Annotated in this window: 17 protein-coding genes; 16 read left to right on the top strand and 1 reads right to left on the bottom strand. The window is 64.1% G+C overall.

The features are described from left to right. Window positions 1-98: 98 nt before the first annotated feature. From FIU28_RS24215 to FIU28_RS24140, 16 genes are all read left to right on the top strand, one after another. Window positions 99-1,340, top strand: coding sequence for an alpha/beta hydrolase family protein (locus FIU28_RS24215; protein ID WP_143575650.1), 1,242 nt, complete (start codon window positions 99-101; stop codon window positions 1,338-1,340). Beyond that, window positions 1,340-1,975, top strand: a complete 636-nt coding sequence (locus FIU28_RS24210) for a cysteine hydrolase family protein (protein ID WP_143575649.1) — start codon at window positions 1,340-1,342, stop codon at window positions 1,973-1,975. The genes FIU28_RS24215 and FIU28_RS24210 overlap by 1 nt, the downstream gene beginning before the upstream one ends. A 31-nt stretch (window positions 1,976-2,006) precedes the next feature. Continuing rightward, window positions 2,007-2,906, top strand: coding sequence for a polysaccharide deacetylase family protein (locus FIU28_RS24205; RefSeq protein ID WP_246660789.1), 900 nt, complete (start codon window positions 2,007-2,009; stop codon window positions 2,904-2,906). Window positions 2,907-2,923: 17 nt separating this feature from the next. Beyond that, window positions 2,924-3,610, top strand: coding sequence for a fumarylacetoacetate hydrolase family protein (locus FIU28_RS24200; RefSeq protein WP_143576370.1), 687 nt, complete (start codon window positions 2,924-2,926; stop codon window positions 3,608-3,610). A gap of 1 nt (window position 3,611) precedes the next feature. Next, entirely contained in the window at window positions 3,612-4,490 is an 879-nt protein-coding gene (locus tag FIU28_RS24195) for a polysaccharide deacetylase family protein (protein WP_143575648.1), read from the top strand. Between the two features lie 8 nt (window positions 4,491-4,498). Further along, window positions 4,499-5,350, top strand: a complete 852-nt coding sequence (locus FIU28_RS24190; protein WP_143575647.1) for a branched-chain amino acid ABC transporter permease — start codon at window positions 4,499-4,501, stop codon at window positions 5,348-5,350. Beyond that, window positions 5,347-6,321 carry a branched-chain amino acid ABC transporter permease gene (locus FIU28_RS24185; RefSeq protein WP_143575646.1) on the top strand — a complete coding sequence of 325 codons (975 nt, stop codon included), beginning with the start codon at window positions 5,347-5,349 and terminating at the stop codon, window positions 6,319-6,321. Before FIU28_RS24190 ends, FIU28_RS24185 begins: the two co-directional genes overlap by 4 nt. Window positions 6,322-6,325: 4 nt before the next feature. After that, the gene (locus FIU28_RS24180) at window positions 6,326-7,606 is read left to right on the top strand and encodes an ABC transporter substrate-binding protein (RefSeq protein WP_143575645.1); all 1,281 of its coding nucleotides are present in this window, start codon (window positions 6,326-6,328) and stop codon (window positions 7,604-7,606) included. Between the two features lie 230 nt (window positions 7,607-7,836). Then, window positions 7,837-8,592: an ABC transporter ATP-binding protein gene (locus tag FIU28_RS24175; RefSeq protein WP_143575644.1), complete on the top strand. Its 756-nt coding sequence runs from the start codon at window positions 7,837-7,839 to the stop codon at window positions 8,590-8,592. Further along, complete coding sequence (locus FIU28_RS24170; protein ID WP_143575643.1) at window positions 8,585-9,289, top strand: ABC transporter ATP-binding protein; 705 nt, start codon at window positions 8,585-8,587, stop codon at window positions 9,287-9,289. Before FIU28_RS24175 ends, FIU28_RS24170 begins: the two co-directional genes overlap by 8 nt. Before the next feature lie 15 nt (window positions 9,290-9,304). Then, window positions 9,305-9,499 carry a hypothetical protein gene (locus FIU28_RS24165; RefSeq protein WP_143575642.1) on the top strand — a complete coding sequence of 65 codons (195 nt, stop codon included), beginning with the start codon at window positions 9,305-9,307 and terminating at the stop codon, window positions 9,497-9,499. After that, window positions 9,499-10,884 (top strand): amidase, encoded by a 1,386-nt coding sequence (locus tag FIU28_RS24160; RefSeq protein WP_143575641.1) that lies wholly within the window; start codon window positions 9,499-9,501, stop codon window positions 10,882-10,884. The genes FIU28_RS24165 and FIU28_RS24160 overlap by 1 nt, the downstream gene beginning before the upstream one ends. Window positions 10,885-10,895: 11 nt before the next feature. Continuing rightward, window positions 10,896-11,885 (top strand): amidohydrolase family protein, encoded by a 990-nt coding sequence (locus FIU28_RS24155; RefSeq protein ID WP_143575640.1) that lies wholly within the window; start codon window positions 10,896-10,898, stop codon window positions 11,883-11,885. A gap of 85 nt (window positions 11,886-11,970) precedes the next feature. Next, a complete protein-coding gene (locus FIU28_RS24150) occupies window positions 11,971-12,618 on the top strand; it encodes a flavin reductase family protein (protein ID WP_143575639.1) in 648 nt (215 codons plus the stop codon). 54 nt (window positions 12,619-12,672) lie between these two features. After that, complete coding sequence (locus FIU28_RS24145) at window positions 12,673-13,032, top strand: VanZ family protein (protein WP_143575638.1); 360 nt, start codon at window positions 12,673-12,675, stop codon at window positions 13,030-13,032. Between the two features lie 373 nt (window positions 13,033-13,405). Continuing rightward, window positions 13,406-14,236, top strand: coding sequence for a LysR family transcriptional regulator (locus FIU28_RS24140; protein WP_143575637.1), 831 nt, complete (start codon window positions 13,406-13,408; stop codon window positions 14,234-14,236). 62 nt (window positions 14,237-14,298) lie between these two features. On the opposite strand, the gene FIU28_RS24135 is transcribed toward FIU28_RS24140, so the two are convergent. Next, the gene (locus FIU28_RS24135; RefSeq protein ID WP_143575636.1) at window positions 14,299-15,297 is read right to left on the bottom strand and encodes an NADP-dependent oxidoreductase; all 999 of its coding nucleotides are present in this window, start codon (window positions 15,295-15,297) and stop codon (window positions 14,299-14,301) included.

The raw sequence follows: 15,297 nt of genomic DNA, 5'->3' as shown, positions 1-15,297 counted from the left end.
AAATGATGAGCAGTTGAAAAAGTGTATGTAATTTCTGTTGACTCGCGCCGGCCATTGGCAATGATGCAGGGGTCCAGCGATAGCGAGGTATATTTCCCATGGCGACCGTAAAACCGATCAGCGAAAGCGCCATCGAGGAAATCACCGCCGATCGCGGGCCGCATTATGAGCCGTTTGGCTGGCATCACTGGCCGGAGCATCCCTGGCTCGCCTATCAGTTTCGCCGTGGCCTGGGCGAAACGCAGGAAGGCGGCGGCAGCGTTTCCGAAGTGATGCTGGCGGGATCGCGCATGATCCCCGGCGATCTCGAAAGCTGGCACACCGAGTGGATGGTGATCGCCGACGCCAACTGGCAGCGTGGCCTCGCGGAAGAAAAGCTCGGTCACATCCGCACCGCGATGAACTGCTTTTTGCGCGCCGCGGATTACTACCGTCAGGCGGAATTCCATCTCGAGCCGGACGATGCCCGCCGGCTGCCGACCTTCGAGAAGATGGAGGCCTGCTCGCACAAGTTCATCTCCTATCTCAATCCGCCCGGTGAAGTCGTCGACATCCCTTACGAGGACGGCAAGCCGATCTGCGGCTATTTCATCCGCGCCCCGTTCCCCGGCAAGAAGCTGCCGGTGCTGATCTGCATGGGCGGCCTGGATTCCATCAAGGACGAGATGTGGTTCATGCAGGCGCATGGCTGCCTGCAGCGCGGCATCTCGGTGCTGATGGTCGATCTGCCGGGCCAGGGCGGCACGCTGCGCCGCCATGGCCTTGCCACCCGCGTCGATTCCGAAGTGCCGGTCGGCAAGTGCATCGACTGGCTGGAAAAGCGCGACGATGTCGATGCCTCGAAGATCGGCGTCTGCGGCTCCAGCATGGGTGGCTTCTATGCCGCGCGCGCCGGCTGCTACGAACACCGTCTCGCGGCGGTGATCTCGCACGGCGCGGTCTGGTCGGTGCATGACATGTGGGGCCAGAAGGGCGATGATTTCGGTCTGGCGATGCACATCCGCTGGGTGTTCGGCGCCAGGACCATGAAGGAAGCCCACGTCTTGATGAAGCCGTTCACGCTGGAAGGGCATCTCGAACACATGAAGGCGCCCTATCTCGTGCTGCATGGCGGCCACGACGTGCTGACCGTGACCGCGGCGCGCTCGACCTACGACCACGCCATCGACAACGGCGTCGATGCCACCTTGCGCGTGCTGGAGCCGGACGAGACCGGCGCCGAGCATTGCCAGCATGACAACCCGACGATCGGCCAGGAAGTGCTGGCCGACTGGCTCGCCGACAAGTTCGGCATCGATCAGCGTGCGTTGCTGAAGACCTCGTTCAACCCGCTGGTGTGATGATGAATCTGGGCGTCGATATCATCAAGGCGGCCGTCGTCGCGATCGACCTGCATCGCGGGCATCTCGACATGTCGGTGGCGACCATGCCGACCACGCCGGACGTGGCCGTGCGGATTATTGCTGCCAACAAGCGCCTGTTCGACTGGTGCCGGACGGTGAATATCCCGGTGATCCACCAGGTCACGTCGTATCGCGACGAGGCCGAGATCCGTGCCAATCCGTTCTGGCGCACCCGCGCCGAAGATCCGAACGCCACGCGCAAGAACGTAATGCGGCACAATATCATCGGCGGCCCCGGCTGCACGGTAATGCCGGATTTGCTGGACCCCCGGGACTTCATCGTCTCCACCAAGAAGCGCTACGACTGCTTCCTCGGCTCCGACCTCGATTTCCTGCTGAAATCGCATGGCATCAACACGCTGCTGATTACCGGCGTGAACACCAATTCCTGCGTGCTGGCGACCACGACCTCCGCCAATGTCCGCGATTATTCGGTGATCGTCGTCGAGGACTGCGTCGACAGCATGGATGGTCCGGCGATGCACGAAGCCGGCCTCGCCTGCATCCGCACCGCCTTCGGCTTCGTGATGGACACGGATGCGGTGATGAAGCTCGACGGGCTCAGGGCATGACGATCAACAGCAACAACCTGAAAGGCCAGCCATGACCGGTCCCATGCAGCCGCGCGAGCGCTCCGACTACTCGGCGATCGTCGACCGCCCCAAGATGAAGCTGCCGGGTGGTGCCAAGATCATCATCTGGAGCATCGTCAATCTCGAGGTCTGGGACATTTCCAAGCCGATGGCGCGGCAGGTGATCCCGGCGCCGACCGGCGCGGTGCTGTTGCCCGACGTCGCCAACTGGAGCTGGCACGAATACGGCATGCGCGTCGGCGTCTGGCGCTTCTTCGATCTCTACAAGAAGCACGGTATCAAGCCGACATTGTCGATCAACGCCCGCGTCTGCGAGGACTATCCGCGCGTAGCCCAAGAAGCCAAGGACGCCGGCTGGGAATTCATGGGCCATGCCTATGAACAGGGACCGATCCATAAGGAGCCGGACCAGCAGGCGATGATCAAGCGCTCGATGGACGTGATCGAGAAGTTTACCGGCAAGCGCCCGGTCGGCTGGCTCGGACCCGGCCTGACGCAGACGCTCGACACCCCGGAATATCTCGCCGAGGCCGGCGTCAAATATATCGGCGACTGGGTCTATGACGACGAACCGACCACCATCAACACCGCCAAGGGACCGCTGGTGACGCTGCCCTACACGGTGGAGCTCAACGACATCCCGATGATGATGGTGCAGCACCACGAGAACGACCACTTCAAGAAGCGGGCGATCGACATGTTCGACCGGCTGTATCAGGAAAGTGAAGACCGCCCGAAGATCGTGTCGCTGGCGATCCATCCCTACATTTCCGGCCAGCCGTTCCGCATCAAATACCTCGAAGAACTATACAACTATTTCAACGGCCACGAAGGTGTGGTGCACTGGAACGGCGAGCAAATCCTCGACTGGTACAATGGCCAGAAGGCAGAGATGGACAACAACAAGTGAACGCCATTCTCCCCCGCATGCCGTCTTCCATCCCGGTCACCGAAGTTCCGGTGGTTGGCGGCGGCATGTTCCCAGTGCGGCGCGTCTATTGCGTCGGCCGCAATTATCTCGACCACATCCGCGAGATGGGCGAAGCCGACGAGCGCGATCCGCCGTTCTTCTTCCAGAAGCCGCGCGATGCGATCGTGCATGACGGCGCGCGCGTGCCCTATCCGCCGTTCACCGACGATCTGCAATTCGAGGTCGAGCTGGTGATCGCGATCGGGAGCAGTGGCAAGAACATCCCGGTCGCCGAAGCGCTCGATCACATCTGGGGCTATGCCGTCGGCATCGACCTGACGCGCCGCGACCGCCAGTATGAATCGCGCGATCGCAAATGGCCGTGGGAAATGGGCAAGAGCTTCGACGCCTCCGCGCCGTGCGGGCCGATCGCGCCGGCGCGCGATGGCCGCTATTTCAAGGGCTGCGCCATCACTCTGTTGGTCAACGGCGTCGAGAAGCAGCGCGGCGACATCGGCCAGATGATCTGGAGCGTGCCGGAGATCGTGGCGCAACTGTCGCAGCAGATGACGCTGCATCCGGGCGACCTGATCTACACCGGCACGCCCGCCGGCGTGGGCCCCGTGGTACCCGGCGACGTCATCGACGCCCGCATCGAGGGCCTGCCGTCGCTGACCATCACCATCACCGAGCGGGAAGCCTGACATGCTGCCGACCGAACGCATCACCTATTCACCGATCGCGACCCGCGCGCCGCTGAAGCTGCCGGACGGCAAGCGGATGGCGGTGTGGGTGATCGTCAATGTTGAGGAGTGGGACATCAACCAGACGATGCCGCGCACCGTTCTGACGCCGCCCGCCGGCGGCTCGCCGATGCCCGACATTCCGAACTGGGCCTGGCACGAATACGGCAACCGCGTCGGTTTCTGGCGGATGCTGAAGGTATTCGACGACTATAAAATTCCCGCGGCGCTGGCGATCAACGGCTCGGCGATATCAGCCTATCCGGAGATCGCGGACGCCGCAAAGCAGCGCAACTGGGAATTCATGGGCCACGGCTTCACCCAGCGCAACATGCAGAAGGTCGAGAACGAGCAGGACGACATCCGCAAGACCGCGGACGTGATCGAGGCCGCGACCGGCAAGCGTCCGCGTGGCTGGCTCGGCCCCGGCCTCACCGAGAGCTGGAACACGCCGGACCTGCTGAAGCAGGAAGGCTACGAGTACGTCTGCGACTGGGTGCTCGACGACCAGCCGGTGTGGCTGAAGACTACGACGTCGCCGATCGTGAACATTCCCTACACGCAGGAATGCAACGACGTCGCGATGATGCTGATCCAGCACCACAAGGCGTCCGAGTATTACGACCGGGCGATCGACCAGTTCGAGCAGATTTACGAGGATTCGGCGGATTCGGCTCGCATCATGGCACTGGTTGTGCATCCCTACATCATGGGTGCGCCGCATCGCCTGAAACACTTCCGCCGCATCTTCGAGACCATCCAGCAGAAAACGGACGTGGCCTTCATGACCGGCGAACATATTCTCGACTGGTATCTCTCCGTTGGTCCGAAGGCTCCATAGGCACAGATATGAGCTTTTTCCAGATCCTCAACGGACTGACCTTCGCCGCGCTGCTCTTCGTGGTGGCAAGCGGCTTCACGCTGATTTTCGGCCTGTTGCGGATCGTCAATCTCGCCCACGGCGCGCTCTATCTGTTCGGCGGCTATGTCGGCTATTCGGTGGCGACCAAGACCGGCAGCTTCCTGCTCGGCGGGGCCGGCGCGATGGCGGCGATTGCCGCGATCGGCTTCGTGCTCGACCAGGGCCTGCTGCGCTTCGTGCGCGGCAATGAATTGCGCCAGGTGCTGCTGACGCTGGGCGTCGCCTTCTTCCTCAACGATCTCGCGCTGGTGATCTGGGGCGGCGACAGCTTCACAGTGCCGATTCCGCAACTGCTGCGCGGCGGCACCAAGGTGTTCGGCACCTATTATCCGATCTACCGGCTATTCGTGCTCGGCATGGGCATCTTCGTGTTCGCGTCGCTGTGGCTGCTGTTGAATCACACAAGGCTCGGCGCGCTGATCCGCGCCGGCGTCGATGACCGTGAGATGGTGGAAGCCTCCGGCGTCAATATCCAGCGCGTGTTTCTCTTCACCTTCCTGTTCGGCGCTTCGCTGGCCGGTCTCGGCGGGTTGATGGGCGGGGCGTTCCTGTCGCTCTATCCGTCGGCGGATGCGGAAATCCTCACCTTCAGCCTCGCCGTGGTGATCATCGGCGGCCGCGGCAGCCTGGTCGGCGTGGCCGTGGGTTCGCTGCTGGTTGGCTTGCTCAATACGCTCGGCCAGGTGATGTTTCCGGAACTCGCTTATTTTGTGATCTTCGGCCCGATGGCGGTGCTGCTCGCATTCCGTCCGCTCGGCCTGTTCGGACGTGCCACATGACACAGCCCGCCAAAACCACGCATGAGAAGACGTCAGTTCTCGCCGGGATGACCAGTCGTAGCGTCGCAATCGCCGCGGCCATAGTCGTGATCGCCGCGCTGCTGCCGCTGGTGTTGTCGAACTACCAGGTCGGCCTTGCCACCGAGGTCCTGATCTTCGGCATTCTGGCGATGTCGATCGATATCCTCGCCGGCTTTGCCGGCCGCACCTCGCTCGGCCATGGCGCGATCTTCGGCGTCTCGACCTATGTCGTGGTGTATTGCACGGCACAGATGGGCCTATCGCCGGCCGCGGCGTTCGCGCTCGGCGTGCTGGCCGCGACCTGCGTGGCCGCGGTGTTCGCGCTGCTCGCGGTGCGTACCTCCGGCGTCTACTTCCTGCTGCTGACGCTGGCGCTCGGCATGATCGTGTGGGGCGTCTGCCTGCGCTGGACTCAAGTGACCGGCGGCGAGAACGGCATGCGCGCCGATGTCCGGCCTCAGATCCTGCTCGGCCACAGCGCCTTCTACTGGGCGGTGCTGTTCGGCGCGGCCGTCGTGTCCTTTGCGATGTGGCGCTTCGTGCGCTCGCCGTTCGGCCTGACCTTGCGCGGCATCCGCGACAGCGAAAGCCGGATGCGCAGCCTCGGCTATAACGTGCCGCTGCATCTGTTCATCGGCTTCACGGTGTCCGGCGTGTTTGCGGGCATCGCCGGCGCGCTGTATGCGATGTTCAACAATTTCGTCAGCCCTTCCACGGTGGCGCTGGCGCAATCGGTCGAAGGCGTGTTGATGGCGATCGCCGGCGGCGTCGGCACCCTGTTCGGAGCCTTCGTCGGTGCGGCCGCGATCATCGCGCTGGAGAACGTCGTCAGCGCCTATACCGAACGCTGGCAGATGGTGCTCGGCATCACCTTCGTTCTGATCATGATCTTTGCCCCCGAGGGCATTGTAGGCAAGCTGCGCGGCATGCTGTCGCGTCGGTCACGTTAATCCAATGCTTCACCGAAAGGAACTCGACATGGATCGCAGGCAATTTCTGAAGAGCACCGCCGCCGTCGCCGCCCTCGGCGCAGGCGTATCTCCCTGGCGCGCCGCATCGGCGCAGAGCGGCCCGATCAAGATCGGCCTGTTGGCGCCGCTGACCGGCGTCGTGGCGTCCGGCGGCAAGGAAATGGTCGAGGGCGTGCAGTTCTACCTCGAGCAGGTCAAGAACGAGATGGGCGGCCGCAAGGTCGAACTCGTGATCGAAGACGACGCCTCGAACCCTGACACCGCGCTGCAGAAGGCCCGCCGCCTGGTCGAGCAGGGCAATTGCCACATGCTGATCGGCAACCTGCTGGCCAACACCGGCCTTGCGGTGGCCAATTACGTCAAGGGCACCGGCACGCCGTATTTCATTCCGATCATCGCCGCTGATGATCTGACCCAGCGGGCCCGCATCAAGAACGTGATCCGCGTCGCCGGCTACACCGCGAGCGCCTTTACCCATCCGTTCGCCGACTGGTGCCTGAAGCAGGGTTACAAGCGCATCGCCACGGTGAGCCAGGATTATACCTTCGGCCACGAGCAGTGCGGCGGTCTGGCCCAGGTGTTCACCGAAGGCGGCGGCACGATCGTGCAGCAGTTCTGGCACCCGCTCAACACCGCGGATTTCAGCCCCTATCTCGGCCAGCTGGCGGAACTCAAGGTCGATGCGATCTTCGCGATGGAGACCGGCGCGGACTCCACCCGCTTCATCCAGCAATATGCCTCGTTCGGCCTCAAGGCCAAGACGCCCTTGCTGATGGCGATGAACGGCACCGACCAGTCGGTGATCCGCACCATTGGCGACGAGGCCGAAGGCATCATTTCGGCGGCGCATTTCGCCGAGGGTTCCGACGTGCCGACCACGGCAAAGTTCGCCAAGGATTACGAGGCCAAGTTCGGCAAGATCCCGTCGCTGTACGGCTTCTCGATGTATTCCGGCATGATGTGGATCGATGCCGCGCTGAAGAAGATGGGCGGCAAGGTCGAGGACCGCGAGGCCTTCATCGACACCGTGCTCAAGACCGAACTCGACGGCTCGCCGCTCGGCAAGGCCGTGAAGTTCGACGCCTACGGCAACCCAGTTTACGACGTCTCGATCCGAAAGGTCGTCAAGCGCGCCGACGGCAAGTTCTGGAACGTGCCGATCACCAGCTATCCGGAAGTCGGCCAGTTCTGGAAGTACGATCCGGAAACCTATCTGAAGCAGCCGCCCTATTCGCGCACCTTCCAGGGCATCAAGAAGACCTGATGATTATAGCGCAATCATAGAAGCGGCGACACTCGATCACCTCTCCCCGTTGGGGAGAGGTCGACCGGCGAAGCCGGGCGGGTGAGGGGCAGGGCGCCGTCGATGGGCCGGTGCCCCCTCACCCCAGCCCTCTCCCCAACGGGGAGAGGGGGCGCACGGCCGGTGCTTCGTTAATTCAACCGTGACTTCGCATATCGATCCTGTTCTGATCTAACCCTACTGGAAACCTCGTGTCCGAACCGATCCTGACGCTGACTGATGTCGTGGTGGCCTTCGATGCTCTGAGAGCGGTCGATGGCGTCAGCCTGAGCGTGCCGCGCGGGCAGCGTCGTGCCATTATTGGGCCGAACGGCGCCGGCAAGACGACGCTGTTCAACGCCATCGCGGGCGCGGTGCCGCCGACCTCCGGCAAGATCCTGTTCGACGGCCACGACGTCACGAAACTGCCGCCGCACCGCCGCGCGCAGCTCGGCATCTCCCGCACGTTCCAGATCACCAATCTGTTTCCGACGCTTACGGTGCGCGACAACATGGTGCTCGCGTTGCGTGGCCTGAGCCCTCGAAAATTCTCGCTGTTCGGCGCGCCGGATACCGACGACACCGAAGCCTCGCGGATCGCGGTGGCGTTGACGGCCGCACTGATCGGCGAGCGCGCCGACGTCATCGTCAAGGAAATGTCCTATGGCGAGCAGCGCCAGCTCGAAATCGCGATCGCGCTGGTGACGACGCCGACCTTGCTGCTGCTCGACGAGCCGGCGGCAGGTCTCTCGCCGTCGGAGCGGTCGATGATCGCCGAGGTGATCCGCTCGCTTAGCCGCGACATCACCGTGGTGCTGATCGAGCACGACATGGACCTGGCGCTCGGCCTGGTCGATTACGTCACCTGCATGTTCGAGGGCCGCGTATTGGTGGAAGAGCCGCCGGAAGGCATCCGCCACAACGCCCAGGTCCAAGAAGTCTATCTCGGAAAGCCGCGTCATGCTTGAGGTCAGGGATCTACACAGCGGCTACGGCGAGGCGGTGGTCGTCCGTGGCGTGTCGCTCGACGTCGCGCCCGGCGAGATCGTGGCGCTGCTTGGCCGCAACGGCATGGGCAAGACCACGCTGATCCGCTCGATCATGGGGCTGGTGCCGCCGCAAATTCGCGCCGGCACGGTGGCCTGGCGCGGCGAGAATCTCGTCGGCATGAAGCCGCATGATATCGCCAACCGCAAGATCGCCATCGTGCCGCAGGGCCGCAGGCTGTTTCCGTCGCTGACCGTGACCGAACATCTCACCATGCTGAAAAGCCCGCGCGCCAAGGACGGCTGGACCGTCGACCGCGTGTTCGGGATTTTCCCGCGGCTCAAGGAGCGCCGCCATCACCGCGGCGGGCAGTTGTCCGGCGGCGAGCGCGGCATGCTGGCCGTTGGCCGCGCGCTGATGATCGATCCGCAACTGATCCTGATGGACGAGCCCTCCGAAGGTCTCGCGCCGGTGATGGTGCAGCATCTTGAAAGCATCATCCTCGATCTCAAGAAAGAGGGCCTTTCGATCCTCCTGGTCGAACAGAACCTGTACAGCGCGCTGGCCGTTGCCGATCGCGTCTACATCATGGAAACCGGGCAGATCGTGCATCAGGGCGACGCCAAGGAAATGAGCCAGCAGACCGATGTGCTGTTCCAGCGACTCGGAGTGCAGTGAGTAGTGAGTAAAGCCATGAACGAAGATCTGTTGCGCGGCATCGCGGCCGACATGAACGACGCCGCTGACGCGGCGACCCGCGTCGGCCGCGCGCAGCCGCTGGTGGCGGACACCAACAGCCGGATCGCAGCAGCGGCGATCGCCGCGCTGCCTTTCGATTCCTCGCCTTACGGCTTTGTCGCCTGGCTGGCCGCGGCGGATAAAACCTGATGACGTCTTCTATTGCCTCCCTCGACCTCTGCACGCTCGCCGACGCCATCGCCGCCGGCGAGATTACGTCTGTTGCGGCCACCACGCTGACGCTCGACCGGCTCGACACGGTCGGCCGCAAGCTCAACGCCGTGGTGCGGCTCGACGCCACCCGCGCGCTGGAAGCCGCCGATGCCGCCGACCGCAAGCGCGCCAGCGGCGCCACGCTTCCGCCGCTGCACGGCGTGCCGCTCGCGCACAAGGACCTGTTTTATCGCGCCGGCGATCTGTCGGCCGGCGGCTCAAAAATCCGCACCGATTTCCGCGCCGATACAACGGCGACCGTGATCGACCGGCTCGATGCCGCCGGCGCGCTCGATCTCGGCCGGCTACAGCTCGCCGAATTTGCGCTGAGTCCGACCGGCTACAATGAACACAACGGCCACGCGCTCAATCCGTGGAATCCGGCGCATGTGCCGGGCGGCTCGTCGTCCGGCTCCGGCGTCGCGGTGGCGGCGCGCCTGGTCGCCGGTTCGCTCGGCACCGACACCGGCGGGTCCTTGCGGCATCCGGGCGCGATGTGCGGGCTGGTCGGCCTGAAGCCGACCTGGGGCCTGGTGCCGACCGACGGCGTGATGCCGCTGTCGGCGTCGCTGGACTGCACCGGCCCGCTGGCTCGCAACGCGCGCGATGCGGCGCGGCTGCTGTCGGTCATCACCGCCGGCGACTACGAATCTGCGCTCGGCGACGGCGTCAGCGGCATGACCATCGCGATCCCCGGCGGCTATTACCGCGAACTGCTGCAGCCGGCGATCGCCGTGCGGCTGGAGCAGGCCGTCGTCGCGATGCGCCGGCTCGGCGTGACCACGATCGAGACTGCCCCGCCGGACATGGCTGTCGTCAACGCGCTGATGCATCTGATGATGAGTGTCGAGGCCGCAACGATCCATCGCCGCTGGTTGATCGAAAGGCCGCAGGATTATTCCGATCAGGTGCGCTCGCGGATCGAGCCCGGCCTGTTCTATCCGGCGACGCGCTACGTCGAGGCGCTATCGCTGCGCGCGCAGATCACGCAAGGTTGGATCGCGTCGTGCATAGGCCGCGCCGATCTGGCGCTGCTGCCGGCGATCTCGATCCCGGTGCCGACCATCGCTGCCACCACCGAAGGCGATCCCGCTGACGTGGCGCGGGTGATCGGCCAGCTCACCCATTGCACCCGCGGCATCAACTATCTCGGCCTGCCGGCCGCCTCCGTGCCCTGCGGCTTCGACTGCGAAGGCCTGCCGGTTGCGTTTCAGCTGGTCGGACGACCCTATGCCGAGGCCACCATCCTGCGCACCATCCATGCCTATCAAGGCGTCACCGACTGGCACCAGCGCGTGCCCGACGCCGCCGAACTGAACTGAGTAGAGTCAATATGCCCATCATCGATATGCACTCCCATGCCCTGAGCACCCGCGTCGAACCGCTGGTCTCCGGCAAATACGACCCGATGAGCAATCCGTATCGCCGCGACATGTCGATGCAGAGCCGCGTCACCGACGCCGAGCAGAACAAGATACTGCCGGGCAAGATGCTCGACATCAGCGCCCGTCGCGCCGCGATGCAAAGCATGGGCGTGGACATCCAGATCATCATCCCGGCACCGGCGCAGCAGCACTACTGGGCCGACGAGGAATTGCTGGTCGCGCTGTCGCGCGTGCAGAACGAGGATATCGCCGCGCTGGTGGCGCAGGACCCCGCGCATTTCGCAGGTATGGGCACGCTGCCGATGCGGTTTCCGACGCGCGCCATTGAAGAGGCCGTTTACGCGGTCGAGACGCTCGGCCTGCGCGGTTTCCAGATCGACACCCGCGTCGAGAACCTGGAACTGTCGGATGCCGCCTTCGATCCGCTCTATGCCCGCTTGGCCGAGCTCAAGGTGCCGTTGTTCGTGCATCCGCTCGGCTTCTCGCAGGGCCAGCGGCTCGGCGATTTCTTCATGGTCAACAGCCTCGGCCAGCCGATCGAAGAAGCGATCGCGATCTCGCATTTCATCATGGGCGGCGTGCTCGATCGCCATCCGGATCTGGCCCTGGTGATCGCGCATGGCGGCGGCTTCCTGCCGTTCTATGCCGGCCGCATGGACCATGCCTGGAAGGTGCGCCCCGAAGTGCGCCGCCTCACGGCGGACGCGCCCTCGACCTATCTGAAGCGGATGTGGTTCGATACCTGCGTGTTCTCGCCGGAGCTGGTCGAGCAACTGGTCGGCATCGCCGGCGCCGATCGCGTGATGATGGGCTCGGACTATCCGTTCGACATGGGCGATCCCGATCCGGTCGGCACCGTGCGCGCGACCAAGCTGTCGGAGGCGGACAAGGAGAAGGTGCTGTTCGGCACCGCCAGCCGGCTGTTCGGAATTGCATAGCCGCCCCGGCGGCAGGCCCTCGCGACGGTGACGTGAATCCGGGGCATGATCGGCGCCGGACAGCACGACAGCCACGGGAGCCGGAATGACGATCAGCTTTAACTTCGCCACCTTGAGCGCGCCGCAACGCTACAAGCTCCTGTGCGGGCTGGTGGTGCCGCGCCCGATCGCGCTGATCACGACCATCTCCGCGGATGGCGTCGTCAACGCCGCGCCGTTCTCGTTCTTCAACGTGTTCTCGGAAAATCCGCCGCTGGTGGTAGTCGGCCTGCAGGTCAAGCCCGACCTGTCGATCAAGGACACCACGCGCAATGTCCGCGCCAACGGTCTGTTCGTCATCAATATGGTGGACGAGGCGCTGGCCAAGGACATGGTGGATTGTTCGATTGGCTTTCCGTCGGATATCGGCGAGCCGGAAGCGCTGCGGCTGCCGATGGCGGCCGGGGTCCACGTCCCGGTGCCGCATCTCGCCGCCGCGCCGGCGGCGCTGGAATGCCGCAAGGTGACACTGATGAATTTCGGCGCCGAGCGCGACCTGCTGGTCGGCGAGGTGCTGGGCATCCAGGTCCGGGACGGCGTGGTCGATCCCGTGACGCTGCGGACCGACTATGCGCAATATTGGCCGGTCGCCCGCATGGCCGGGACGACCTATGCGCGTCTGCATGACCGCTTCGAGATCAAGCCGGACACTTTCGAAAGCTGGCAGAACCGGCCGGTTGCTGCCGACGATTAACCTTTTACCGCGAGTTCATGATCAACGACGCCGAAATCGGTTAATGCTCGCATCATGTCCCGCAAGATCTTCACCGCCATTGCCTGGGCCGTCCTGGCCAGCATCGTCTTCGTGACGCTGTCGCCGATCGGCTGGCGTCCGCATTTTGAGGCGGTCAGCCTCGAGCGCGCCGGGGCGTTTGCCGTCGTCGGATTGCTGTTCGGCCTGGCCTACCCGGACCGCCTGTGGCGGGTGTTGTCCCTGATGGCCGCCGCCGCGTTGCTGTTGGAAGCGCTTCAGCATCTGACGCCCGATCGACATGGCCGGCTGTCGGATGCCGTCGTCAAAATCCTCGGTGCGATCACTGGCGTGGGTATCGCCTGGCTGTGCACCCGCGCCCATGCGGCGTTCGCCCCTGTCGCACGGAAGCGCTGACCGCGCGTCGCCGCCGTGATCAGTCCCGCGAATCAGGCCTCGCCGTTTCGTCAGCCTTGGCAAACAGCCGCGACCTTCGGCGGTGCGTGCGATGCTGTCCGCTGTGGTCCGGGTAAGGTCGCACCAGCCTATCCGATCCAACTACCTAAAACATCCGGCGCCTGCATGATTGGCGAGGATCTGAATGATTTGGTTGCGATGTGTAAAAAGACACCGATACAATCAGCGAGGTCGGGTTTGTTGGATAGTACGTTTCGGTCAAACCGGAAACGGATAGGCTCCGGCGGCTGTCGCGGGCGTGTGAGTTTGGATGGCGTTTGCGTCGCGGGCAATCCCGGTGCGCGGCAACGGCGTCGATCGTTAGGGAGACGTCATGCACCGGCGCTATCAGCACCTGAGTATCCCGACTGAAATCATGCGTTCCGTGGTCGGTATTTCCGAAGCGGGAAGCATCACCAAGGCAGCCAAGCTGCTGGGCTTGAGCCAGCCGGCGATCAGCTCGCAGATCAAGCGCATCGAGCATGTGGTCGGCGGCAGCATCTTCCATAAATCCGCCAATGGCTCGGCCACCACCGAGCTCGGCAAGCTGGTGCTGACGCAGGCGCGCAAGATCCTCGAGGCCAATGACCAGCTTCTGCTGTTGCGCGGCGCGACGTCGGACGAGAGTTCGATCCGCCTCGGCATGAGCAACGTCTACTCGCAACGCATGCTGCAGATGATGAGCCCGGCCGATATGGCCAATATCTGCATGTATTCGGACAATTCCGCCGAGATCGCCAAGGGCCTGCTCGACGGCTTCATCGATGTCGGTATCTTTCTGGGTCTGGTCGAGATGCCGGCGGCGGCGGGGATCGATCTGGTGGCGCAGCGCGACGATGAGGTGACCTGGGTGCGGTCGCGAGATTTCACGCTGAGCCCGGGGGCGCCGGTGCCGATCCTGACCTGGCCCGGCCAGATCATGCATGACCTGATGATCCAGGCGCTGGAGCGCAAGGGAATGGTTTACCGGATTGCGTTTTCAAGTCCGGACTATCATGCCCGCATCGACGCGGCGAAGGCGGGCCTCGGCCTGACGCTGTTGCCGAAGCGGCTGGTCCCCGAGCCGCTGATGGCGGCCCATGAGTACTATCTTCCGCAGAACGCCGAAGGTCTTTCTCTGCGCACGCTCCGGCTTCCGCTGCAGGAACGGCGAGCTGATCGATAGGCTGAAGGAAAAACTGTTCGAAATCTAGCGCGACGCGCTTGAGGCGCGAGATCGCTCCGACCTCACAGCCTCACCATTCGCTTGCCGCGGTTCTCGCCGGCCAGCAATCCGATCAGCGCGGCCGGCGTATTCTCCAGCCCGTCGATGACGTCTTCCTGCACCTTGATCTGGCCCGATGCGACCCATTCCTGCAGATCCTTCAGCGCGGCGTCGCGCTGCGCCATGTAATCCATCACGATGAAGCCCTGCATGGTCAGCCGCTTCACCACGATCAGGCCGGGGACGCCGCGCGGGCCGGTTGCCGCCGGCGCGCCGTCATATTGCGAGATCGCGCCGCAGCAGGCAATCCGGCCGCGCAGGTTCATCTGCGCGATACAGGCCTCGAGAATATCGCCGCCGACATTGTCGAAATACACGTCGATGCCGCCGGGCGCTGCGGCCTTGAGCGCCTTGAACACCGCGCCGTTCTTGTAGTCGACCGCGGCATCGAAGCCGAGCTCGCCGGTCAGCCAGTCGCACTTGGCCTTGCCACCGGCGATGCCGACCACGCGGCAGCCTTTGAGTTTGGCAATCTGCCCGACGATCGAGCCGACCGATCCGGCCGCGGCCGACACCACGACAGTCTCGCCGGCCTTCGGTCGGCCTACGTCCAGCAGGCCGAAATAGGCGGTGAGGCCGGCGATGCCATAGATGCTGAGCAGATGCGTCATCGGCTCCAGCTTCGGCATCTTGCTGAGCTGCTTGGCCGGCACCGCGGCGTAGTCCTGCCAGCCGGTGTCGCCGAACACGATGTCGCCCGGCTTCAGCGCCGGCGATTTTGAGGCGATCACCTCGGCGATGCCGCCGCCGGCCATCACCGTGTTGGTCTCGACCGCCGCGCGGTAGGTCGCGCCATGCATCCAGGCGCGGTTGGCGGCGTCGAGCGAGATGTAGCGCACCCGCAGCAAGGCCTCGCCGTCCTTCGGTTCGGGAATTCCGCCCTGCGATAGTTTGAAATGTTCGGAACCGAGCTTGCCGCTCGGCTTCTCCACCAGCAGGACCTGGCGATTGATGTCAGTCAT

It is taken from the genome of Tardiphaga sp. vice154, assembly GCF_007018645.1.
Lineage (GTDB): Bacteria > Pseudomonadota > Alphaproteobacteria > Rhizobiales > Xanthobacteraceae > Tardiphaga.
Note: the sequence above shows the minus strand (reverse complement) of the source record. Positions and strands in the feature narration are given on the sequence as shown.